The sequence below is a fragment of the Streptomyces griseomycini genome (assembly GCF_014203535.1).
GTDB classification, from domain to species: domain Bacteria; phylum Actinomycetota; class Actinomycetes; order Streptomycetales; family Streptomycetaceae; genus Streptomyces; species Streptomyces griseomycini.
Window position 1 is genome coordinate 145,201 of the sequence record NZ_JACHJI010000008.1, and the last position, 21,663, is coordinate 166,863.

At 71.6% G+C, this 21,663-nt stretch carries 19 protein-coding genes and 1 tRNA gene; 3 read left to right on the forward strand and 17 right to left on the reverse strand.

What is annotated here, in order from left to right; translation table 11 throughout:
* Positions 1-16: 16 nt before the first annotated feature.
* The 7 genes from FHS37_RS23110 to pgsA all read right to left on the reverse strand — a co-directional run bounded on the left by FHS37_RS23110 (position 17) and on the right by pgsA (position 5,864).
* Positions 17-769 carry a YebC/PmpR family DNA-binding transcriptional regulator gene (locus tag FHS37_RS23110; protein ID WP_184824358.1) on the reverse strand — a complete coding sequence of 251 codons (753 nt, stop codon included), beginning with the start codon at positions 767-769 and terminating at the stop codon, positions 17-19.
* A gap of 48 nt (positions 770-817) precedes the next feature.
* On the reverse strand, positions 818-1,426 hold the full coding sequence (gene pdxT / locus FHS37_RS23115) for a pyridoxal 5'-phosphate synthase glutaminase subunit PdxT (protein ID WP_184824360.1): 609 nt from the start codon (positions 1,424-1,426) through the stop codon (positions 818-820).
* Between the two features lie 7 nt (positions 1,427-1,433).
* Positions 1,434-2,345 (reverse strand): pyridoxal 5'-phosphate synthase lyase subunit PdxS, encoded by a 912-nt coding sequence (pdxS, locus tag FHS37_RS23120; protein ID WP_184824362.1) that lies wholly within the window; start codon positions 2,343-2,345, stop codon positions 1,434-1,436.
* A gap of 136 nt (positions 2,346-2,481) precedes the next feature.
* Positions 2,482-3,024: a LemA family protein gene (locus tag FHS37_RS23125; protein ID WP_184824364.1), complete on the reverse strand. Its 543-nt coding sequence runs from the start codon at positions 3,022-3,024 to the stop codon at positions 2,482-2,484.
* 76 nt (positions 3,025-3,100) lie between these two features.
* Positions 3,101-4,264 (reverse strand): glycosyltransferase family 4 protein, encoded by a 1,164-nt coding sequence (locus FHS37_RS23130; protein WP_184824366.1) that lies wholly within the window; start codon positions 4,262-4,264, stop codon positions 3,101-3,103.
* A complete protein-coding gene (locus FHS37_RS23135; RefSeq protein ID WP_184824368.1) occupies positions 4,261-5,190 on the reverse strand; it encodes a phosphatidylinositol mannoside acyltransferase in 930 nt (309 codons plus the stop codon). Before FHS37_RS23135 ends, FHS37_RS23130 begins: the two co-directional genes overlap by 4 nt.
* Positions 5,187-5,864, reverse strand: a complete 678-nt coding sequence (gene pgsA / locus FHS37_RS23140; protein WP_184824370.1) for a phosphatidylinositol phosphate synthase — start codon at positions 5,862-5,864, stop codon at positions 5,187-5,189. The genes FHS37_RS23135 and pgsA overlap by 4 nt, the downstream gene beginning before the upstream one ends.
* 300 nt (positions 5,865-6,164) lie before the next feature.
* On the opposite strand from pgsA, the gene FHS37_RS23145 reads away from it, so the two are divergent.
* Together FHS37_RS23145 and FHS37_RS23150 are read left to right on the forward strand one after the other, a co-directional pair.
* Positions 6,165-8,363: an elongation factor G-like protein EF-G2 gene (locus FHS37_RS23145; protein WP_184824372.1), complete on the forward strand. Its 2,199-nt coding sequence runs from the start codon at positions 6,165-6,167 to the stop codon at positions 8,361-8,363.
* Between the two features lie 218 nt (positions 8,364-8,581).
* Complete coding sequence (locus FHS37_RS23150; protein WP_184824374.1) at positions 8,582-10,237, forward strand: AbeC-like domain-containing protein; 1,656 nt, start codon at positions 8,582-8,584, stop codon at positions 10,235-10,237.
* A 92-nt stretch (positions 10,238-10,329) separates the two neighbouring features.
* Here FHS37_RS23150 and FHS37_RS23155 read toward each other — a convergent pair whose 3' ends face one another.
* The 4 genes from FHS37_RS23155 to FHS37_RS23170 form a co-directional block, all read right to left on the reverse strand.
* Positions 10,330-10,878: an HIT family protein gene (locus tag FHS37_RS23155; RefSeq protein WP_184824376.1), complete on the reverse strand. Its 549-nt coding sequence runs from the start codon at positions 10,876-10,878 to the stop codon at positions 10,330-10,332.
* Between the two features lie 82 nt (positions 10,879-10,960).
* On the reverse strand, positions 10,961-12,937 hold the full coding sequence (thrS, locus tag FHS37_RS23160; RefSeq protein WP_184824378.1) for a threonine--tRNA ligase: 1,977 nt from the start codon (positions 12,935-12,937) through the stop codon (positions 10,961-10,963).
* A gap of 93 nt (positions 12,938-13,030) precedes the next feature.
* Positions 13,031-14,266 carry a hypothetical protein gene (locus FHS37_RS23165; RefSeq protein WP_184824381.1) on the reverse strand — a complete coding sequence of 412 codons (1,236 nt, stop codon included), beginning with the start codon at positions 14,264-14,266 and terminating at the stop codon, positions 13,031-13,033.
* A complete protein-coding gene (locus tag FHS37_RS23170) occupies positions 14,263-14,829 on the reverse strand; it encodes a DUF4365 domain-containing protein (protein ID WP_184824383.1) in 567 nt (188 codons plus the stop codon). The genes FHS37_RS23165 and FHS37_RS23170 overlap by 4 nt, the downstream gene beginning before the upstream one ends.
* A 168-nt stretch (positions 14,830-14,997) precedes the next feature.
* Here FHS37_RS23170 and FHS37_RS23175 point away from each other — a divergent pair, with 168 nt between their 5' ends.
* On the forward strand, positions 14,998-15,723 hold the full coding sequence (locus tag FHS37_RS23175) for a 3'-5' exonuclease (RefSeq protein WP_184824385.1): 726 nt from the start codon (positions 14,998-15,000) through the stop codon (positions 15,721-15,723).
* 56 nt (positions 15,724-15,779) lie between these two features.
* On the opposite strand, the gene FHS37_RS23180 is transcribed toward FHS37_RS23175, so the two are convergent.
* The 6 genes from FHS37_RS23180 to FHS37_RS23205 form a co-directional block, all read right to left on the reverse strand.
* Positions 15,780-15,851 (reverse strand) — tRNA-Val (locus FHS37_RS23180).
* Positions 15,852-15,890: 39 nt separating this feature from the next.
* Positions 15,891-16,340: an SRPBCC family protein gene (locus tag FHS37_RS23185; RefSeq protein WP_184824387.1), complete on the reverse strand. Its 450-nt coding sequence runs from the start codon at positions 16,338-16,340 to the stop codon at positions 15,891-15,893.
* A gap of 36 nt (positions 16,341-16,376) precedes the next feature.
* Positions 16,377-19,112 carry an exo-rhamnogalacturonan lyase family protein gene (locus FHS37_RS23190; protein ID WP_184824390.1) on the reverse strand — a complete coding sequence of 912 codons (2,736 nt, stop codon included), beginning with the start codon at positions 19,110-19,112 and terminating at the stop codon, positions 16,377-16,379.
* A gap of 98 nt (positions 19,113-19,210) precedes the next feature.
* Positions 19,211-19,810 carry a hypothetical protein gene (locus FHS37_RS23195; RefSeq protein ID WP_184824391.1) on the reverse strand — a complete coding sequence of 200 codons (600 nt, stop codon included), beginning with the start codon at positions 19,808-19,810 and terminating at the stop codon, positions 19,211-19,213.
* A gap of 10 nt (positions 19,811-19,820) precedes the next feature.
* Positions 19,821-20,696, reverse strand: a complete 876-nt coding sequence (locus FHS37_RS23200; protein WP_184824393.1) for a carbohydrate ABC transporter permease — start codon at positions 20,694-20,696, stop codon at positions 19,821-19,823.
* On the reverse strand, positions 20,693-21,649 hold the full coding sequence (locus FHS37_RS23205; RefSeq protein ID WP_184824395.1) for a carbohydrate ABC transporter permease: 957 nt from the start codon (positions 21,647-21,649) through the stop codon (positions 20,693-20,695). The genes FHS37_RS23200 and FHS37_RS23205 overlap by 4 nt, the downstream gene beginning before the upstream one ends.
* Positions 21,650-21,663 lie beyond the last annotated feature (14 nt).

The following is a 21,663-nucleotide window of genomic DNA, read 5'->3' on the forward strand; positions in this document are numbered from 1 at the left end:
GGAGCCCGTGGCGGCGTTACGCGCCGACCTTCTCCATGATCTCGTCGCTCACGTCGAAGTTGGCGAAGACGTTCTGCACGTCGTCGCTGTCCTCCAGCGCGTCGATCAGCTTGAAGATCTTCTTCGCGCCCTCCTCGTCCAGCTCGACCTGCATGGTCGGGACGAAGTTGGCGTCGGCGGACTCGTAGTCGATGCCGGCGTCCTGGAGGGCGGTGCGGACCGCGACCAGGTCGGTCGGCTCGCTGAGCACCTCGAAGGACTCGCCGAGGTCGTTGACCTCCTCCGCGCCCGCGTCCAGCACGGCGCCGAGGACGTCGTCCTCGGTCAGCTCGCCCTTGGGGACGATCACCACGCCCTTGCGGTTGAACAGGTACGACACCGAGCCCGGGTCGGCCATGGAGCCGCCGTTGCGGGTCATGGCGACGCGGACCTCGGAGGCGGCGCGGTTGCGGTTGTCGGTGAGGCACTCGATGAGCACCGCGACACCGTTCGGCCCGTAGCCCTCGTACATGATCGTCTCGTAGTCGGCGCCACCGGCCTCGAGACCGGCGCCGCGCTTGACCGCGGAGTCGATGTTCTTGTTGGGGACCGACTGCTTCTTGGCCTTCTGGATGGCGTCGTACAGCGTCGGGTTGCCCTCGGGGTCCGCGCCGCCCATTCGCGCCGCGACCTCGATGTTCTTGATCAGCTTCGCGAAGAGCTTGCCGCGCTTGGCATCGATCACGGCCTTCTTGTGCTTCGTCGTGGCCCATTTAGAGTGGCCGGACATCTGCCTGTCTCCTTCGCGTAACCCATCTCTGCAACGAACGCAGGAATCCTACAAGGACTCGGCCGTCCGCCACGCGCGCACCATTTCCACGAACAGGCCGTGCACGCGGTGGTCTCCGGTCAGTTCCGGGTGGAACGACGTGGCCAGCGCGTTGCCCTGGCGGACCGCGACGACGTGTCCGGCGTGCTCGGCGAGCACCTCGGCCCCGGCGCCGACGGACTCGACCCAGGGGGCGCGGATGAAGACGCCCTCCACGGGGTCCCCCACGACGCCCTTGAGGTCGACCGCGGCCTCGAAGGACTCGTTCTGCCGTCCGAAGGCGTTGCGGCGCACGATCATGTCGATGCCGCCGATCGTCTCCTGACCGGAGCGCGGGTCGAGGATCTTGTCGGCGAGCATGATCATGCCGGCGCAGGTGCCGTAGACGGGCATGCCGTCCCGCACGCGGGCGCGCAGCGGTTCCATCAGGCCGAAGAGGACGGCCAGCTTGGAGATGGTGGTGGACTCGCCGCCCGGGAGGACGAGGCCGTCGACCTCGGCGAGTTCCTCGGGGCGCCGCACCGGCCTGGCCACGGCGTCGGCCGCGGCCAGGGCGATGAGGTGCTCCCGTACGTCGCCCTGGAGGGCCAGGACGCCGATGACAGGTGCTTCGGTCATGAGGGGACTACCAGCCGCGGTTGGCGTAGCGCTCGGACTCGGGGAGGGTGTCGCAGTTGATGCCGACCATGGCCTCGCCGAGGTTGCGGGACGCGTCCGCGATGATCTTCGGGTCGTCGTAGAAGGTGGTCGCCTTGACGATGGCGGCGGCGCGCTTGGCCGGGTCGCCGGACTTGAAGATGCCGGAGCCGACGAAGACGCCCTCGGCGCCGAGCTGGCGCATCAGCGCGGCGTCCGCCGGGGTGGCCACACCACCGGCGGAGAACAGCACCACCGGGAGCTTGCCCAGCTCGGCGACCTCCTTGACCAGCTCGTACGGGGCGCGCAGCTCCTTGGCGGCGGCGTAGAGCTCGTGGTTGTCGAAGCCGCGGAGCCTGGCGATCTCGTTCTTGATCTGGCGCAGGTGGCGGACGGCCTCGACGACGTTGCCGGTGCCGGCCTCGCCCTTGGAGCGGATCATGGCGGCGCCCTCGGCGATGCGGCGCAGGGCCTCGCCCAGGTTGGTGGCGCCGCAGACGAAGGGGGTGGTGAACGCCCACTTGTCGGAGTGGTTGACCTCGTCGGCCGGGGTGAGGACCTCGGACTCGTCGATGTAGTCGACGCCGAGCGACTGCAGCACCTGGGCCTCGACGAAGTGGCCGATGCGGGACTTGGCCATCACCGGGATGGAGACGGCGTCGATGATGCCCTCGATCATGTCCGGGTCGGACATGCGGGCCACACCGCCGTCCTTGCGGATGTCGGCCGGGACCCGCTCCAGGGCCATGACGGCGACGGCGCCCGCGTCCTCGGCGATCCTGGCCTGCTCCGGCGTGACGACGTCCATGATCACGCCGCCCTTGAGCTGCTCGGCCATGCCGCGCTTCACGCGCGCGGTGCCGGTCTCGGGACCCTGGTTTTCGGAGAGCGTGCTGGACACGAATGACCTCGCTGGGGGGAAAGGGGGTTTCTGCAGCACCGAGGAAACGTGAGCGGACCAGTCCACAGCAAGGGCCAATGGGAAGGCGGTGGATCCTTTTCGGTCGGCGACGGCCTCCGGACGTCCGGGTCCCGCCCTACGCCGCCCGCCCCGTCAGCGCCGCCGGCGGCTCGTCGTCCATCTCGAAGGCCATCGGGAACGGCGCGTGTCCCGCCAGCCGGAACCAGCGCACCTTGCGGTGCCGCCGCAGTGCCCGCGCGGCCCGTACGGCGTCGTTGTGGAAGCGGCGGGCCATGGGCACCCTGCGCACCGCCTCGGCGAGTTCCAGGGCCGCCTCCTCTCCCCCGGGCGCCTCCCTGACCGCGTCCACCTGCTGCGCCTCGGCGAACACCGCGCGCAGCGCCTGGCTCAGCTCGCTCTCGGCGACCTCGCGCTGTTCCTCCACCGCCTGACGCGCGGCGTGCGCGGCCTCGTAGAGCACGATCGAGGCGGCCGGGTCGAGCACACCGGAGGTGGCCAGTTCCTGGGCGACGGAGGCGCGGCGCAGCAACTGCGCGTCGAGCGCGGCCCGGGCGGCGTCGATGCGGGCGTGCAGCCGGTCCAGCCGCCCCGCCGTCCAGCTCAGGTAGAGGCCGATCACGACGAGGGCGACGAGGATCCAGATGAGCGTTGCGGTCACGGGCGGCAAGGCTAGTACCGCCGGCCGCGGGTGCCGCCCCCGGGGGCCTCGCTCCCCGACGGGCCGGCGGCCGCCCTCAGTCGCGGGCCAGGCCGAACCGTGCCCGCAGGCCCGTCGTGCGGTCGTCCGCCGCCACCGCCGCCGCGCCCGCCGTCACCGTCTCGTAGACCGAGAGGATGTCCGCGCCGACGGTGGACCAGTCGAAGCGCCGGACGTGGGCGCTGCCGTGCTCGCGCAGCTTCGCGCGGCGCTCGGGGTCCTCCAGGAGGCGCACGGCGGCCTCGGCGAGCGCGTCGGCGTCCTCGTTGGGGAACAGCTCGCCCGCCGCCCCCCGGTCGAGGACCTGCGCGAAGGCGTCCAGGTCGGAGGCGAGCACCGGCGCGCCCGCGGACATCGCCTCGACCAGGATGATGCCGAAGCTCTCGCCACCGGTGTTGGGCGCCACGTACAGGTCGACGCTGCGCAGGAAGCGGGCCTTGTCCTCGTCGCTGATCATGCCGAGGAACTCGACGCGCGCGTGCAGCTCCCGCGGCAGCGACTCGACGGCCTCCTTCTCGTCGCCGCGGCCCGCGACCAGCAGCCGGGTCCGCGGCCGGGCGGCCAGGATCTTCGGCAGGGCCTTCATCAGCACCGGCAGGCCCTTGCGCGGCTCGTCGATGCGGCCGATGAAGCCGATGGTGTCGCCCTGCCACTCGGGGTTGGGCTCGGCCCCGGCGAAGAAGTCGACGTCGACGCCGTTCGGGATCACCACCGCGTCCCCGCCCAGGTGCTCGACGAGGGTCCGGCGGGCGTACTCGCTCACGGCGATCCGGGCGCTGATCTTCTCCAGGGCGGCCTGCAGGATCGCGTACGCGGCGATCATGGCCCGGGAGCGCGGGTTGGACGTGTGGAAGGTGGCGACGATCGGCCCCTCGGCCGCCCAGCAGGTCAGCAGGCCGAGCGAGGGCGAGGTCGGCTCGTGGATGTGGATGACGTCGAACGCGCCCTCGTGCAGCCAGCGCCGCACCCGCGCGGCCGACAGGAAGCCGAAGTTGAGCCGGGCCACCGACCCGTTGTACGGCACCGGCACCGCGCGGCCCGCGGAGACGACGTACGGCGGCAGCGGGGTGTCGTCGTCGGCCGGGGCGAGGACGGACACCTCGTGGCCGAGGCGGATGAAGTACTCGGCGAGGTCGCGGATGTGGAACTGGACGCCGCCCGGCACGTCCCAGGAGTAGGGGCAGACGATGCCGATCCTCACGGGGTCCCCTCCCGGGCCTTCGCGGGGTCCCGCGAAGGATCGAGGTCCTTCAGCCACAAGCGCTGCAGCATGTGCCAGTCCTCCGGATGCTCGGCGATCCCCGTGGCGAAGGCGTCGGCCAGCGCCTGTGTCATGACGGACGTCTTCTCGGCGCGCGTACCTGACCCGGGTACCTCGACCGGCGGGTGGACCCGGCCCCGCATCACGGGCGAGTCGTCGTACCAGAGCGTCACCGGCAGCAGCAGCGCACCGGTGTGCTGGGCGAGCAGGGCCGGGCCGGCCGGCATCCGGGCGGTCTCGCCGAAGAAGTCGACCTCGACGCCGGAGGAGGACAGGTCCCGGTCGGCGACCAGGCAGACCAGTCCCCCGTCGCGCAGCCGCCGGGCCAGCGTGCCGAAGGCGCTGCCGCCGCTGTGCGGGAGCACCTCCATGCCGAGGCCCTCGCGGTAGGCGACGAACCGGTCGTAGAGCGTCTCCGGCTTCAGGCGCTCGGCGACGGTGGTGAAGGGTATGCCCAGCTTCGTGGTGACCCAGGCGCCGGCGAGGTCCCAGTTGGCGAGGTGCGGCAGCGCCAGGACCACGCCCCTGCCGGCCGCCATGCCGTCGGTCAGGTGGTGGAGGTCCTTGACGTCGAGGCCGTCCGCGATGCGCTCGGCGCTCCAGGCGGGCAACCGGAAGGACTCCATCCAGTAGCGCAGGTACGACCGCATGCCCGCGCGGGAGAGCTCGGCGAGCCGCGCGGGGTCCGCGCCCGGCACCACGCGCGCGTAGTTGCTCTCCAGCCGCTCCACGCCCTTGCCGCGCCGCTTCCAGGCGAGGTCGGCGATGGTCCGGCCGAGGCGGACGGCGACCGGCTCCGGAAGCCTCCTCACCGTGCTCCAGCCGGCGCCGTACAGGGTGTCGGCCAGCCGTTCCCGGGCGCTCATGTCGCGGTCTCGCTGTCCTGGGCCCGCTGCCGGTCCGCGGCCTCGGCCTCCGCCTCGGCGGACTCCCGGCGCACGGTGACGACCCGCTGGACCAGCGTGACGAGGCTGCCGACCGCGACGATCCACAGGGCGACGGGCAGCAGGTACCGGACGCCGGGCACGCCGAACGCGTGCAGGCCCGCGAGACCGGCCGCGACCAGCGAGACCACGAGCCGTTCGGCCCGCTCGACGAGCCCGTTGACGGCCACCGGCAGACCGATCGACTCGCCGCGCGCCTTGGTGTACGACACCACCTGGCCGCTCGCCAGGCAGAAGATCGAGACGGCGCACAGGACGTTGTCGTTCCCGCCGCCCGCGTACCACAGGGCGAAGCCGCCGAAGATCGCGCCGTCGGCGACCCGGTCGAGGGTGGAGTCCAGGAAGGCGCCCCAGCGGCTGGAGCGGCCCAGCTGGCGGGCCATGTTGCCGTCGACGAGGTCGGAGAACACGAACAGCGTGATCACGACGGTGCCCCAGAAGAACTCACCCCTGGGGTAGAAGACCAGCGCGCCCGCGACCACACCCGCCGTGCCGATGAGCGTGACCGTGTCGGGGCTGACCCCCCGCCGGATGAGAAACGCGGCGAACGGTGTGAGGACACGCGTGAAGAATGCACGCGCGTACTTGTTCAGCATGGCCTTCCCGACGGTCGGTGGGGCCGTGCGGCCCCTGCTGGCCACCCGGCGGGCCCAATCGTAGCCACGCGCGCGCGGGGGCGGTGGCGGGGCACCCGGGCCCCTGCGCCGGGGCCCGTCGGGGCGGTGGTCCGCGGGGCCGTGAGCAGGGCCGGGCGACGCGGCGGCGTCCCTCGTATGGACGCGTCGTGACGGGAGTGGGAAGGTCGAAGGACCGCGGGCGCCGCCGGAGCCGCACCGCACGCGGATTCCGCCGGGTCCGCGCCCACAGTGACCTCACCGTGCACGGGAGGCAGGACCATGGGCGACAAGGCGCGCACACACCCCGGAGCCGCCGGCAGGGCACAGGCGGCCGACCACCCCGCGTCCGTACGGAATGTGGTGCTGGTCGGCCACTCCGGATCGGGCAAGACGACTCTGGTGGAGGCTCTCGCGCTGACCGCGGGAGCGATCAACCGGGCGGGCCGCGTGGAGGACGGCGGCACCGTCTCCGACTACGACGACATCGAGCATCGGCAGCAGCGCTCCGTCCAGCTCTCGCTGGTGCCGGTCGAATGGGACGGCATCAAGGTCAACCTGCTGGACACCCCCGGATACGCCGACTTCGTCGGGGAGCTCAGGGCCGGTCTGCGAGCGGCGGACGCGGCCCTCTTCGTCGTCTCGGCCTCGGACGGCGTGGACGGCTCGACCCGGATGGTGTGGGACGAGTGCGCGGCGGTCGGCATGCCGCGCGCCATCGTCGTCACGCACCTCGAGGCGGCCCGCGCGGACTTCGAGGAGATGACCCGGATCTGCGCGGAGGCCTTCGGCGGGGACGACCCCGACGCCGTGCTGCCGCTGTACCTGCCGCTGCACGGCCCGGAGGGACCCGACGGGCACGCGCCCGTGACGGGGCTGATCGGGCTGCTGTCGCAGAAGCTGTTCGACTACTCCACCGGCGAGCGCAAGGAGTCCGAGCCCGGCGAGGACCAGCTGCCGCCGCTCGAGGAGGCCCGTGGCCGGCTCATCGAGGGGATCATCGCCGAGAGCGAGGACGAGACCCTCATGGACCGCTACCTCGGCGGCGAGCAGGTCGACGTCAAGACGCTGATCGAGGACCTGGAGCGGGCGGTCGCGCGCGGGGCGTTCTTCCCCGTCCTGGCCGCCGCCCCCGCGGCCGAGGGCGCCCGCCAGGGGCTCGGCACGGTCGAGCTGCTGGAGCTGATCACGCGCGGCTTCCCGACCCCGCTGGAACACGGCACCCCGCGCGTGACCACCGTGGACGGCCGGCCGCGCGAGCTGAAGCCGTGCGACCCCGACGCGCCCCTGGTCGCGGAGGTCGTGAAGACCTCGTCCGACCCGTACGTCGGCCGGCTCTCGCTGATCCGGGTCTTCTCCGGCACCCTGCGCGCCGACCAGACGGTCCACGTCTCCGGGCACGGAATGGCCGACCGGGGTCACGAGGACCACGACGTCGACGAGCGGATCGGCGCCCTGTCCACGCCGTTCGGCAAGCAGCAGCGGCCGGTGTCGCACGTCATCGCGGGCGATCTCGCGTGTGTGGCGAAACTCAGCCGCGCGGAGACCGGGGACACCCTGTCCGCCAAGGACGACCCGCTGCTCGTGGAGCCGTGGGAGATGCCCGACCCGCTGCTGCCGCTGGCCATCCAGGCGCACAGCAAGCCCGACGAGGACAAGCTGTCGCAGGGGCTGGCCCGGCTGGTGGCCGAGGACCCGACGATGCGCCTGGAGCAGAACCAGGACACCCACCAGGTGGTGCTGTGGTGCCTGGGCGAGGCGCACGCGGACGTGGCCCTGGAACGGCTGCGCAGCCGCTACGGCGTCCAGGTCGACGTCGTACCGCACCGGGTCCCGCTCCGGGAGACGTTCGGCGGCAAGGCCGCCGGGCGCGGCCGGCACGTCAAACAGTCCGGCGGGCACGGGCAGTTCGCCATCTGCGAGATCGAGGTGGAACCGCTGCCGGGCGGCTCGGGCATCGAGTTCGTGGACAAGGTGGTCGGCGGAGCCGTGCCGCGGCAGTTCATCCCGTCGGTCGAGAAGGGCGTGCGGGCCCAGGCCGCGAAGGGGGTCGCGGCCGGTCACCCGCTGATCGACGTGCGGGTGACGCTGCTGGACGGCAAGGCGCACTCGGTGGACTCCTCCGACGCCGCGTTCCAGACGGCCGGCGCCCTCGCGCTGCGGGAGGCGGCCTCGGACGCGAAGATCCATCTCCTCGAGCCGGTGGCCGAGGTGAGCGTCCTGGTCGGCGACGACTACGTCGGCGCGGTGATGAGCGACCTGTCCGGCCGGCGCGGCCGGGTGCTCGGCACCGAGCAGTCGGCCGGCGGCCGCACGCTGATCAGGGCCGAGGTGCCGGAGATCGAGATCGGCCGGTACTCCGTCGACCTGCGCTCCCTGTCGCACGGCACCGCCCGCTTCAGCCGCCGGTACGCGCGGCACGAGCCGATGCCGCCGCAGATCGCCGAACGGGTCCGCGAAGAGGCGCGCGCCGCCTCGTAGCCGGCGCCGGGCGCCCGCGGACGGTCCCCGCGGGCGCCCGCGCACGCCGGTCCCTCCCGGGCGGCTCCGGAACGCCCCCTTCGTGCCGGCGGGCGGCTTCGGCCGTCCGCCGACGCGTGCCGGGGACTGCGGATACGCTGAATACCTGATCAACAGGTGTGCACGGCAAGGAAGTCGGGAAGGCCGCAAGACGACAGTCGCGGCGATCGGGGGCGGGAATGACCGTTGAGAGCGGTTACGCGGACTTCTTCGGTCCGCAGGTGCCGCGCATGGGCGACGAGGGGCAGACGCCGACGTTCGCGCTGGCCTCGGCGGCCTATCGGGACAACGAGGCCGAGGAGATACTCAAGGCCAACAACGAGTGGCACAAGTCGGCGGTCAGCAAGCCCCGGCTGAAGCTGTTCCGGCCGAACCTGGGCGAGGCGTTCTCCCGGGCGATCATCGACCGGATGCTGGGCCCCGGGCGCGCGCCGCTCATCCAGTCCTTCGGCACCCAGCCGCAGGTGGTGGTGGAGCACGCGCTCGCGGCGCACCGCATCCGCCGGGAGCGCGACAACTGGCTGAGCGCCGTCATGGTCCTGTGCGGCCTGCTGTTCCTGCCCGGCCTCCTCGTGTGGCTGCTGGTCTTCCAGATCCGCACCACCGTCGCCAAGCGGGAGGACAAGCGGGCCGGCGCGCTCGCGACGACGCTGCTCGTCGCGGTGGGCGCGCTCGCGGTGCTGTTCCTGATCCGCATGCCGTTCGGCGGGTTCTGGGGCTGGTACGCGCGCGCGGCGGTGATCGCCCCGGTGGTGGGCTGGTTCTGGGCCAAGCACATCTGCGAGCGCACCGCGAGGGACCTCAGGGAGCGCTGGGACAGCCTGCTCTCCGGCAGCAGCGTCGGCGCCAAGGTGCCCGAGGCGGTGCCGAGCAGCCCCGGCGAGACGGCGGCCGAGGCACTGCGCCAGTCCCTGGCCCGGCTCAGCGCCGAGCAGCAGTCCAACTCCGTGTTCTACGCCGGGCCCAAGGGGATCCTCGGCATGGGCACGCGCTGGGGCAGCTGGCAGTTGGCCGAGGACCTGGTGCAGGCCGACCCGGACCGGGAGATCCACCCGTTCCGCAGCTGGGACGTCATCAAGTCCATCCACGACCGGCTGCGGATGCTGGAGCGCGGGCCGCTGAACACCGGGGGCTTCCCCACACCGTCGATACGGCACTGGATCGTCACGCCCATCGGGGAGAACGCCGACGCGGTCTCCCGGCCCGAGGGCACGGACGTCGAGGCGTACCAGGTCAAGTCGCACGCCATACAGGACATCTGCAACAAGCAGCAGTTCGGCGCCGGCGACCGGCACTACCTGGGCGTCCAGTGGACGCTGTGGGACGGCCAGCTGGTCCTCACCATGCTGATCACGGTGACCGTGCTGCACGAGACGCTGCGCATCGAGGTGACCGGACACGCGCTGGGACCGGTGCACTCCCTGTTCACCACCAAGCCGGCGGCCAAGGAGAAGGAGGTCCAGAAGTCGATCAGGTTCTGGGAGACCCGGAAGGTGAAGCTCCCTCTGGTCGACACGGACGAGGTGGTGCGCCTGGCGGCCCGTGCGCCCCTGACCTGGTATCCGCCGCTGCTGTACTGGCTGGGCGGCAAGCTGACCCTGCCGGAGCCCTTCGGTCTGCGGCACGCCTGGGCGGACAAGCCGTGGCGGCACCGCTTCATGGCCGACGACGCGCTGCGCGCGGCGGCGCCGGTGCTGCGGGTGGTGCACGCGGCGGCGATCAAGGTGCTGGAGGAGAACGGCGTGGACACGGAGAAGTTCGGTGCGCGGTCGTCGTTCCTCAGCACGGCGGTGCAGGACGCGTCGCCGCGGAAGGCGGACGTGTACGAGGCGTAGGCCCCCGGCGGTCGGGCCGTGTGCGGGGGGCGGGACTGTGCTCCCGGCCCCCCACTGGATGTGGCTGGATGTGGCCGGCCCCCGCTGCGGGGTCATGCCGTCGGCCAGGCCTCCGCCAGCATCTTGCGGGTGTCGGCCAACAGCTGCGGCAGCACCTTCGTGTGGCCGACCACCGGCATGAAGTTCGTGTCGCCGCCCCAGCGCGGGACGATGTGCTGGTGCAGGTGGGCGGCGATACCGGCGCCCGCGACCGTCCCCTGGTTCATGCCGATGTTGAAGCCGTGCGCGCCGGAGGCGGTCCGCAGGGCGGTCATCGCCTGCTTGGTGAGCTCGGCGAGCTCGGCGGTCTCGTCCGCCGTGAGGTCCGTGTAGTCGGCGACGTGGCGGTACGGAACGACCATGGTGTGGCCGCCGGTGTAGGGGTACAGGTTGAGCACCGCGTAGACCAGCTCGCCGCGCCGGACGACCAGCCCGTCCTCGTCGGACTTGGCCGGGATCGAGCAGAAGGGGCAGCCGTCGTCGGCCCCGGGGCCGGTCGGCTTGTTCTCGCCCTGGATGTAGGCCATCCGGTGGGGCGTCCACAGACGCTGGAACGCGTCCTGCGTGCCCACTCCCGACTGCTGCTCCGGCTCACTCGTCATGCGTGCAGCATATGGCGTCGTCCGGGGGCCGCGGAAAAGGCCCCCGGGTCGTCCCCGGGGGCCTTCGCCGTCGTCCGTGCGGTCAGACCTGCGCCCGCTCCTCGACGACCTTCACGATCTTCGCGATGGCCTCGTCGACGGGGATGCCGTTCTCCTGTGAGCCGTCGCGGTAGCGGAAGGAGACCGCGCCGTTCGCCATGTCCTCGTCGCCCGCGATCACCATGAAGGGCACCTTCTGCTTCTGGGCGTTGCGGATCTTCTTCTGCATCCGGTCCGAGGAGGAGTCGACCTCGACGCGCAGCCCCTGCTTGCGGGCCGCCGCCGCGAACTTCTCCAGGTACTCGACGTGCGCGTCGCCGATCGGGATGCCGATCGCCTGGACCGGCGCCAGCCATGCCGGGAAGGCGCCCGCGTAGTGCTCGAGCAGCACGGCGAAGAAGCGCTCGATGGATCCGAACAGCGCACGGTGGATCATGACCGGGCGGGTCTTGGAGCCGTCCGCGGCCGTGTACTCCAGGTCGAAGCGCTCCGGCAGGTTGAAGTCGAGCTGGATGGTCGACATCTGCCAGGTGCGGCCGATGGCGTCCTTGGCCTGCACGGAGATCTTCGGCCCGTAGAAGGCGGCGCCGCCCGGGTCCGGGACCAGCGGCAGACCCTGCTTCTCGGCGACCTGGCGCAGCGTCTCGGTGGCCTCCTCCCAGGCCTCGTCCGAGCCGACGAACTTCTCCGGGTCCTTGGTGGACAGCTCCAGGTAGAAGTCGGTCAGGCCGTAGTCGCGCAGCAGGTTGAGGACGAAGGTGAGGGTCTTGTCGAGCTCCTCGGACATCTGCTCGCGGGTGCAGTAGATGTGCGCGTCGTCCTGGGTGAAGCCGCGGGCCCGGGTCAGGCCGTGCACGACGCCCGACTTCTCGTACCGGTACACGGTGCCGAACTCGAACAGGCGCAGCGGCAGTTCGCGGTAGGAACGGCCGCGCGCGTCGAAGATCAGGTTGTGCATCGGGCAGTTCATGGGCTTGAGGTAGTAGTCCACGCCCTCGTCGAGCTGCATGGGCGGGTACATGCCGTCGGCGTACCAGTCCAGGTGGCCCGAGGTCTCGAAGAGCTTCCCCTTCGTCGCGTGCGGGGTGTAGACGAACTCGTAGCCCTCCTCCTCGTGGCGGCGGCGCGAGTAGTCCTCCATGACCCGGCGGACGATGCCGCCCTTGGGGTGGAAGACGGCGAGGCCGGACCCGATCTGCTCGGGGACGGAGAACAGGTCGAGCTCGGAGCCCAGCTTGCGGTGGTCGCGCTTCTCGGCCTCGGCGAGGAACTCCAGGTGCGCCTTCAGCTCCTCCTTGGACGGCCAGGCGGTGCCGTAGATGCGCTGGAGCATCGGGTTCTTCTCGCTGCCGCGCCAGTAGGCGGCGGCGTTGCGCATCAGCTTGAACGCCGGGATGTTGCGGGTGGTGGGCAGGTGGGGACCGCGGCAGAGGTCCTTCCAGCACAGCTCGCCGGTCTTGGCGTCCAGGTTGTCGTAGATCGTCAGCTCGCCGGCGCCGACCTCGACGTCCGCGCCGTCGTCGTGCGAGGCGGAGCCCTTGAGACCGATCAGCTCCAGCTTGTACGGCTCGTCGGCGAGCTCCTCGCGGGCCTCGTCGTCGGTGACGACGCGGCGGGAGAAGCGCTGGCCGCGCTTCTGGATCTCCTGCATCTTCTTCTCGATGGCCTTGAGGTCATCGGGGTGGAAGGGCTTGTCCACGTCGAAGTCGTAGTAGAAGCCGTCCTTGACCGGCGGGCCGATGCCCAGCTTGGCCTCGGGGAACAGCTCCTGCACGGCCTGGGCCATGACGTGCGCGGTGGAGTGGCGCAGGATGTTCAGGCCGTCCTCGGAGGAGATCTCGACCCCCTCGACGGTCTCGCCGTCCTCGACCTCGTAGGAGAGGTCCCTGAGCTCGCCGGCCACGCGCGCGGCGATGATCGAGCGCTCGCCGGCGAAGAGCTCGGCGGCCGTAGTGCCCGTCGTCACCACGCGCTCTTCCCGCTCGGAATCGCGTTGGATGATCACACGGACGTCTGACACCGGTCTCTCCTGACTGAAGGTGGGGTTGCGGCGCCATACCGGAGCGCGCGCACGAGTCCCGATCGTACCGACCCGGACCCGCCCTTAGCGAAATCAGTCCTCGCAGTCCGGACCGCAGGCCTCGCCGAAGAAGGCCGCGGTCTCGGCGTTCTCCTGGATCGCCTTCATCAGCCGGTCCCGCTCGGCCTCGTCGACCTGCACCGGTGCGACCTCGCCGGCCCCGGTCACCCGGCGGAAGCCGCCCCGGCTCTCCAGCCGCCCGCGCACCCGCACCGGCAGCCCGACGAGGTGGGCGTGTCCGGCGATGCGGTAGTCCTCCTCGCCGAGCGTGATCCGGACGTGGCCGACCTCGGCCCCGGCGAGCACGCGCAGGCGTACCGTGCCCTCGCCGCGCGGCCCGGACCTGCGCATCCGCACCACCGTGCCGGTGATCCGCACCGGCACGGAGGGCTCCGCGCGCCGGTAGCGGAGGCCGGCCTCGCGCAGGACGGGCAGGTCGCCGGGGGAGAACTCGACGGGTTCGGCACAGGCCGCGCAGCCCTCGGGGACACCGGCCGACGGGGCCCACGCCACGGCGATCCGGGCGCCCTCCGTGCCCCGGACCAGGGCGACGAGGGCCTCGGTGAGCTCATGGCTGACGCCCGCCCCGACGGCCGTGTCGAAGGCGTCCATGCCACCGGTGGCCCGGCGGTAGTCGACGGCCTCGCGGGTCGCGTACAGGGCCTGGTGGAGGCGCACGGCGAGGGAGCGGCCGGTGACGACGGGGGCGAACGCGGTCAGCCGGCGTCCGCCCGCCGCCGGCCCGACCAGGACGGTGTCCAGCGCGGCGGCGGCCGGGCGCCGGTGCCGGGCGCCGTGGAAACCGGCGCGTGCGTGCAGGGCGAGCGCGGCGGCGAGCAGCGTCCGGCGGGCGGCGGAGCGCAGCTGCTCCTCGGATGTCCAGGCCGTGGCGCCGCCGGGGCCGGCCGGTACGTCGCGCCACCAGCGGATCTCGTCGCTGGGCACGGCGAGGGCGAGCAGGATCTCGCGGGCGGAGGACGTGGCGCTGCGGGACAGCGCGTGCAGGGCCTCGGCGAGCAGGTCCTCGCTGTCGGGGAAGGCGCGGCTCTCCGGCACCAGCAGGCTCGTGCCGCCGCCCGGTCCCGGCGGGGTCCAGCGGCCGTAGCGTCCGGCGGCGCCGCCGCGCCGCTGCCAGCCGTGCCGGTGCAGGAGGGCGGCGAGGACCGCCGGGTCGGTCTCGGCGGGCTCGGGCGGCCGGTCGGTCCGGGCGGCGTCGGCGGGGTGCGGACGTACGGGCCGCAGGGGTCCCTCGGTCGGGCGGTGCGTCACGGTTTTCCTCCCGTCCCGACCCGCGTCATGATCTCGCACAGCGCCCGGTCGTCGAAGATGCGTGAGGTGGGGATCCGCACGGTGGTGCGGTGCCGGCCGGTGACCGGATGTCCGGCGAGGTTGGTCCAGTAGCAGCAGTGCCGCAGGTCGAGCCGGTCGTGACCGGCCCGCAGCCAGTCGTCCTGCGAGCGCGGGACGAGCATGACGACGAGGATCTTGTGCACCGAGACCGGGGTGCGGGCGAGCTTCGCCAGGTGCGCGTTGTCGAGCGTGAAGGAGAAGGAGCGGCCGGGCGGGCCGGGCGCGATCTGGTAAGTCGCCTTGAGCTGCACCTTGATGGTCACCTCGTCGTCGACCGTGTGCCCGGGGGCGCTGTGGCTGACGTGCCAGTCGATGCCGTTGTCCGGGAAGGGCTGGGACAGCGAGCAGCCCGCGGCGGCCGCGACGGCGTGCAGATAGCCGACCTGCAGGGTCTCCATGCAGGCGGTGGTGGCGAGGGTGCCGCGAGCGGGTGGCGTGCGCTCGGGCAGCAGCCCGCCCCGTTCGGGCTGCGCGATGGCCATGGCCAACAGCCTTCCAGAACAGTCGAGTCCCCGTTGTGGGTCTCTGAACTGCAAAGACCCGTACTCCTGTTGTCTCCTTCCGGCGTACGGCGCAAACAGCCCGGGTATCACCGGATCGGGCAGCGGACGGTGCGTCGACTGCCGAAGGCGAACGAGGGGTTGTTGGGTATGACGTGCTGGTACGAGGGGCCGCTGGCCGCTTTCGACACGGAGACGACGGGTGTGGACGTCGAGGCCGACCGGATCGTGTCGGCCGCGCTCGTCGTCCAGGACGCCCCGGGAACCCGGCCGCGGGTGACCCGCTGGCTGGTGAACCCGGGGGTGCCGGTGCCCGCCGCGGCGACGGAGGTGCACGGGCTGACGGAGGAGCATCTGCAGCGCAACGGCCGCTGGCCGGCGCCGGTGATGTACGAGGTGGCCCAGGCGCTGGCGGAGCAGGCCCGGGTGGGCCGCCCGCTGGTGGTGATGAACGCGCCGTTCGATCTCACCCTGCTGGACCGGGAGTTGCGCCGTCATCGCGCCTCGTCGCTGGGCCACTGGTTCGAGCGGGTACCGCTGCTGGTGCTGGACCCGCGGGTGCTCGACAAGCATCTGGACCGCTACCGCAAGGGCCGCCGCACGCTGACCGACCTGTGCGCGCACTACGGCGTCGAGCTGGAGGGGGCGCACGACGCGGCGGCGGACGCGGTGGCCGCGCTGGAGGTCACCCGGGCGCTCGGGCGGCGTTTCGCGGCGCGGCTGGAGCGCCTGTCCCCCGGTGAGCTGCACACCCTGCAGGCGGTGTGGCACGCGGCGCAGGCCAGGGGGTTGCAGGCGTGGTTCGCGCGCACCGGCACGGAAGAGGTGGTGGACCCGGCCTGGCCGCTGCGTCCGGACCTGCCGGCGGCGGCGTGAGGACGCCCCGGGCGCAGAACAAAGCCGGTCCGTCGAGGACGGACCGGCTCTCCCGGTGGGCGATACTGGGTTCGAACCAGTGACCTCTTCGGTGTGAACGAAGCGCTCTCCCACTGAGCTAATCGCCCGGGAACGCACTGAACAATACAGGTCTCGGCGCGCTTCCTTCAAACCGCTTCCAGGTGGGCGGCCAGTCCGCGCCGTCCGGCCCGCATCATCAGGGCGTGGTTGACCCGGAAGACGGGCCGCCCCGGCACGGCGAGCCGCCGCAGCAGCGGCTTGCGGACGTCCACCTCCTGCTCGTAGTGGGCGAGGCTGCCGCCGGGCCCCAGCCGGGTGACGGTCCAGCGGGCCCAGCCGTCGATGTCCCCGGACAGGCCCACCTCCAGGATCCCGGCCTCCGCGTCGCGCCGCCCCTCGCGCAGGGTCGCCCTCAGGTCGAAGGGCGCCAGGGAGCGGATCCGGACGGTCCCGCTGGTGTCGTCGAGCCGGACGACCTCCCGCACCTGGGGCCACCACAGGGGGTAGTCCTCGATCCGCTCCAGGACCCGGTAGACCACCGGTGCGGGCGCGGGCAGGGTCCACAGACTGCGGAATCGGTAATGGTTCCAGTCCATGTACGGAGTGTGCCCGCCCGCGCCCGGAACGTTCCGCTACGGCATCCGGTCCCCCAGCAGCGCCAGGTTCTCGATGGCGGCGAGGCCGTAGAGCGCGGTGTCGTTGGTGGACACCCAGGGGGCCTCACTGCCCGCGACGAGTGCCGTCGGGCCGCTCACCTTCTCCGTCCGCCAGGGCGCCGACTCCTTGTACCCGTCGGAGTCGTAGAACTTCTGCCAGGCCCTCTTGGCCAGCTTGTCGTCGCCGGTCCGCACGGCGGCGTACGCGTCGAGGCGGGAGTGGCCCTGGAAGAGGATCAGGCTGCCGAAGTTCGAGCCGTAGCGCGCCGCCTGCTCGGCCTTGGTGGCGTTGAAGTAGCGGCAGTAGTCGTAGTACGCCTCCTCGAACTCCGGCATGTCGACCAGGTCGATGAGCTCGGCGCACAGCTCGTTCAGGCCGAAGACGGCCGACAGGTGGGAGACCTCGACCTTCGGGGTGTCGGCGACGGCGAACTTCCCGGTGTCGAGGTCGTACAGTCCGCTGCCCTGGACGAAGCCGTTGGGCTGGGCGGCGATGGTCTCCATGGTGGAGAGCACGCGTGCCTTCGCCTTCTCCCACTTGGGTCCCCTGCGCTCCCACTCGGTGAGCCAGGCGGAGACCAGTCCGCTCCAGTCGGTGCCGAAGCCGATGGACAGGGCGTTGCGGTCGGGCGTGTACGGTTCGGTGCGGATCTTGCGCAGGGGGTCGAGGGCGAGGAAGGTCTCGTCGGAGTCGACGTTGGCGTGCATGAGGTCGCCGACGCGTTCGTCGGCGGTGAGGAAGTAGTAGTAGCGGCGGTAGGTGGTGTTGGCGATGCGCTGCTGCTTGGCGCTGTCGGCGAAGTGCTGGACGCCGTGCCGGGTGCCGAGGCCGGCCCACTTGCCGAGGTGGTAGACGTCGACCTCGCCGGTGTGGCGGGTCATCGCCTCGGCGAAGCGGAAGATGTCGGCGCGGCCGCTCCTGAGGTACGCGTACCAGAGCCACAGGTCGGGCGAGAGCTCGGAGTTGTCCCAGGCGTAGCCGCCGACGTCGTACCGCCACTGGTGCCGCACGGTGTCGTAGGTGTGCATGATGTCGCCGTAGTCCCAGAAGCCGTACCAGCGGCGCTGCTCCACCTGGTCCTTGTAGTAGGTGAAGAGGAAGTCGAGGTGGTCCTCGATCTTCGCCTTGGCCGGGGTGGAGCGGTCCGGCTCGGAGAACAGGCCCTTGCCGAAGACGCCCGCCTCGATGAGCTGCTTGGGCGGGGCGGCGAGCTGCGGGAGGACGCGGACGGCCTCGACCTGTTCGGCGAGCTTCTCGGCGCTCGGGGTGGACTCGTTGGCCCAGAAGAGGAGTTCGGAGGTGCGGGCGATGCCGTACGGGGTGCCGAACCCGGGCTCGTAGTCCTCGTAGGTGATGTTGAGTCCTTCGAGCTGCTCGGGGAAGGTGTCCTGGCCCAGGCCGTCGTGGTAGAAGCGCAGGTCCATGGGCTGCGCCTCCGGCGACCAGAGCCACAGGGTGACCTCGGCCTCGTCGGTGTGGGCGTCGCGGACGTCGAGCTGGGCGGGGTGCTTCTCCCAGAAGTCGCGCAGGCCGAAGGAGAGGCCGCCGCTGACCCCGCCGACGTAGCCGAAGCCCGAGGCGCGCCGGCCGCCGCCCGCGCCGATCCAGCCGTGGCCCTTCTTGGTGCGCTTGCGCAGGGTGAAGCCGTCGGCGGAGAGCTGGGAGAGGGTGTAGTCGCCCCACTCGGGGATGTACTGCAGGCGGGTGGTGACCCGCTGGTCCCAGGTGGAGGGGTCGGGGAGCTTCTTCCCCTCGAACTGGGCCTGCTGCACGGCGGTGCCCGGGTCGCGGCGCAGTCCGGTGATGCCCTTGACGGCCTCGCGCAGCATCCCGGTGCCCTCGCCGCCGATGCGGACGTGGCGGTCGTAGGACTCGTCGCGCAGGGGCACGCCGAAGCGGACGCCGATGCCGCGGACGAAGTCGCCGCTCGCCTTTCCCGGTTCCTGCCTCCCGTCGTAGGTGATGGTGTGCACCATGCGGAAGGAGTCGGCGCCCGCGTAGAAGTAGAGGCGGACGGAGAAGGGCAGCAGTCTGCGGTCGCCCTTGCGGTGCCTGCCGTCGATGCGGACGACCGCGCGGACCGGTCCCTGCTGTTCGACGGTGACGTCGGAGATCGCCCCGTCGAAGCGCTCCGTCCTGACCGTGGTCTGGTCGCCGTCCTCGTACTCGGGCTGGCGCAGCAGGACGAGCCGGCCGTTGCGGGCGATCTCCGTCGAGCCGCGGGTGACCGACTTGATGACGGTGGTGCCGGACGTGCCGATCCTCGCGGTGATGACGCCGGTCGACACGTCGATGGTGCCGCCGCGCCGGCCGACGGTGACCCTCTGCTCCGGCGCGGCGGGCGTCCCCGCGGCCAGGGTCAGCTTGCCGGAGCCCGAACTCACCGCGTGCGCGGTCCACTTGAGGGACCCGTCCGGCCAGTAGGCGATCGGCCAGGACTGCACGGGGACGGACTTTCCGTCGGCGTCGGTCAGCGCGAAGGTCTGGTCCTCCCGGTGGGCGCCCTGGGGCCAGGGCACGCCGACGGTGGAGCCGGGCGCCGCGCCGAGGCCGCCGTCCTCCAGCCAGTCGAGGGTGACCGGATCGGCGTCGGCGGCTTCCGCGCGGGGCGCGGCGGCGGCGTTCTGCGCTCCCAGGGCCCAGCTGAACTGGGCGGCGGCTCCGGCGACGGCGGCCGCCTTGAGCAGGGATCTGCGGGGGATGGGGGACATGGCCTTTCCTTTCCGTTGCGGGGTGCAAGGTGATGTCAAGGGCATGACAGGCAGAGGCGCGGCGCCGAAGCGCCGGCCTCGCAGGAGGGCACCGCCCGTCAGCGGTGCCGGTACCGCTCCTCGACGGCGACGGCCGCCGCCGCGACGGCCCCCAGCACGGGGACCGCCAGCGGCGGGACGAACCACGCGGACAGGGCCACGACGGCCAGCCCGCAGACGACCAGGAAGGACCCGGCGGGATCGAGCACGGCCCGCCGGCCGGCGTCCGCGAGCAGTGCCCGCCAGGCCGCGCCGGGCGCCCAGACGGCGGTCGCCCGCAGCAGGGCCACACCGGCTCCGATCAGCGCGAAGACGCCGACGGCCCCGACGAGCGGCCCACCGGGGAGTCCGGCCCGCGCGGCCAGGACGTCCACCCACACCGCGACGGCCACCGCCCACCCGGCGAGCCCGACGACCCACCCGCCGCGCACGGCGGTGCGGAAGTCCAGGGCGAACTCCCTCAGGCCGCCGCCCTGGTGGGTGGTACGGCGCCGCAGGTGCCGCGCGCCGGCGGCGAAGGCCGCGGGGTAGGTGACGACCCCGAGACAGGCCACGGCGATCCACACGCCGGTGAGCAGGCACTCGGCGAAGACCGCGAAGCGCTCGCCGAACACGGACTCCTTGCGCGGGGTGCGGGCCCTCACGCGTGCTTGCGCCATGGTGACCGCCTCAGCCCTTCAGTCCGGAGGTCGCCATGCCGTCGATGAGATAGCGCTGGAAGGCCATGAAGAAGGCGATGACCGGCACCAGCGCCACCAGCGACATCGCGATCATGCTGCCGTAGTTCGAGATGCCCTCCTGGTCGCGGAACATCATCAGGCCGAGCGAGACCGTGTACTTCTCGGGGGTGTTGAGGTAGATCAACGGCCCCATGAAGTCGTTCCAGGCGTTGATGAAGGTGAAGATCGCGCTGGTGATGACCGCGGGCCGGCTCAGCGGCAGCACGATCGACCAGTAGGTGCGCAGATGACCGCAGCCGTCGAGCTTGGCGGCCTCGTCCAGTTCCCTGGGCAGTCCGCGCATGAACTGCACCATCAGGAACACGAAGAAGGCTTCCGTGGCCAGGAACTTGCCCGCGACGAGCGGCACCAGGGTGTCGGTGAGCTCCATGTTGCGGAAGAGCACGTACTGCGGGATGAGCAGCACGTGGTACGGCAGCAGCAGCGTGCCGATCATCAGCGTGAAGAGCAGGTTCCGCCCGGCGAACCGGATCTTGGCGAAGGCGTACGCGGTCAGCGAGCTGGACAGCACGACACCGACCACGGCGAGGACCGCGTACATCAGCGAGTTCCAGAAGAAGCTGCTGATCGGGATGCCGGAGATGCCGTCGGCGAGCCCGGAGAAGTTCGCCCAGACCGGCTCGGTGGGCAGCAGGTCGAGGCTGGCGATGATGTCCTTGCTCGGCTTGAACGAGGCGCCGACCACCCAGATCACGGGATAGAGGACGACCGCGAGGACGAGGAGCGCCCCCGCGTGCCAGGCGATCGATCCGAAGCGCCGCCGCTCGTTCGCGGTGTGCAGGGCGGGGCTGGTGGCACTGGTCACTTGGCGGCCTCCTCGTAGTGCACCCACTTCTTCTGCGACCAGAACAGGACCGCCGTCACGAGCGCCACCGCGATCACCAGCGTCCAGGCCATCGCGGAGGCGAAGCCCATCTGGGCCTCCTTGAAGCCCTTCTGGTAGAGGTAGCAGGTGTAGACGAGCGTGGCGTCGGCGGGCCCGCACCGGGTGTCGGAGACGACGTAGGCGGAGCCGAACACCTGGAACGCGTGGATGGACTCCAGCAGCACGTTGAAGAACAGCACCGGGGAGATCATCGGCAGCGTGATGTTCCAGAACCGCCTGAACGGTCCGGCCCCGTCCACCTCGGCGGCCTCGTACAGTTCCTGCGGGACCTGCTTGAGGCCGGCCAGGAAGATGACCATGGGCGCGCCGAACTGCCAGATGCTCAGGGCCACCAGGGCGTAGATGACGTAGTCCGGGTTGCCGATCCAGCCGCCCACGTCGAGACCGAAGACCTTCTGCGTACGGTCCACGATCGCGTCGTCCGAGAACAGCGCCCGCCACACGAAACCGACGGAGACGCTGGCGCCGATGAGCGAGGGCATGTAGAACGCGGCCCGGTACAGGCCCTGTCCGCGCCGCTTCTGCGCGAGCAGCAGCGCGACGCCGAGCGCGAGCAGCAGCTTCAGGGGGGTCGCCACGACGACGTACTGGAGCGTGACCTCGACCGACTTCTGCCAGCGCGGGTCCTGGAACATCGTCGTGAAGTTGTCCAGCCCCACCCACTGGGGCGGCGTGAACAGGTTGTAGCTGGTGAACGCGTAGTACAGCGACGCGATCATCGGCCCCGCCGTGAGCAGCAGGAACCCCGCGATCCACGGCGACATGAAGAGGTAGCCGGCGAGATTCTCGCGGCGCCGCCCGCGCCGCCCGGCGGCGGGAGCGGCGGGCCGCTTCCCGGCCGGGCGCACGGGCGCTTCCTTGACGAGCGTCATGGTGGTACGTCCCC

Coding starts and splice junctions, on each gene's coding strand:
- pdxT (WP_184824360.1), bottom strand. CDS start 1,426: ATGACCGAAGCACCTGTCATCGGCGTCCTGGCCCTCCAGGGCGACGTA.
- FHS37_RS23110 (WP_184824358.1), bottom strand. CDS start 769: ATGTCCGGCCACTCTAAATGGGCCACGACGAAGCACAAGAAGGCCGTG.
- pgsA (WP_184824370.1), bottom strand. CDS start 5,864: ATGCTGAACAAGTACGCGCGTGCATTCTTCACGCGTGTCCTCACACCG.
- FHS37_RS23170 (WP_184824383.1), bottom strand. CDS start 14,829: ATGGCCATCGCGCAGCCCGAACGGGGCGGGCTGCTGCCCGAGCGCACG.
- FHS37_RS23150 (WP_184824374.1), top strand. CDS start 8,582: ATGACCGTTGAGAGCGGTTACGCGGACTTCTTCGGTCCGCAGGTGCCG.
- FHS37_RS23175 (WP_184824385.1), top strand. CDS start 14,998: ATGACGTGCTGGTACGAGGGGCCGCTGGCCGCTTTCGACACGGAGACG.
- FHS37_RS23190 (WP_184824390.1), bottom strand. CDS start 19,112: ATGTCCCCCATCCCCCGCAGATCCCTGCTCAAGGCGGCCGCCGTCGCC.
- FHS37_RS23185 (WP_184824387.1), bottom strand. CDS start 16,340: ATGGACTGGAACCATTACCGATTCCGCAGTCTGTGGACCCTGCCCGCG.
- FHS37_RS23135 (WP_184824368.1), bottom strand. CDS start 5,190: ATGAGCGCCCGGGAACGGCTGGCCGACACCCTGTACGGCGCCGGCTGG.
- FHS37_RS23195 (WP_184824391.1), bottom strand. CDS start 19,810: ATGGCGCAAGCACGCGTGAGGGCCCGCACCCCGCGCAAGGAGTCCGTG.
- FHS37_RS23145 (WP_184824372.1), top strand. CDS start 6,165: ATGGGCGACAAGGCGCGCACACACCCCGGAGCCGCCGGCAGGGCACAG.
- FHS37_RS23205 (WP_184824395.1), bottom strand. CDS start 21,649: ATGACGCTCGTCAAGGAAGCGCCCGTGCGCCCGGCCGGGAAGCGGCCC.
- FHS37_RS23155 (WP_184824376.1), bottom strand. CDS start 10,878: ATGACGAGTGAGCCGGAGCAGCAGTCGGGAGTGGGCACGCAGGACGCG.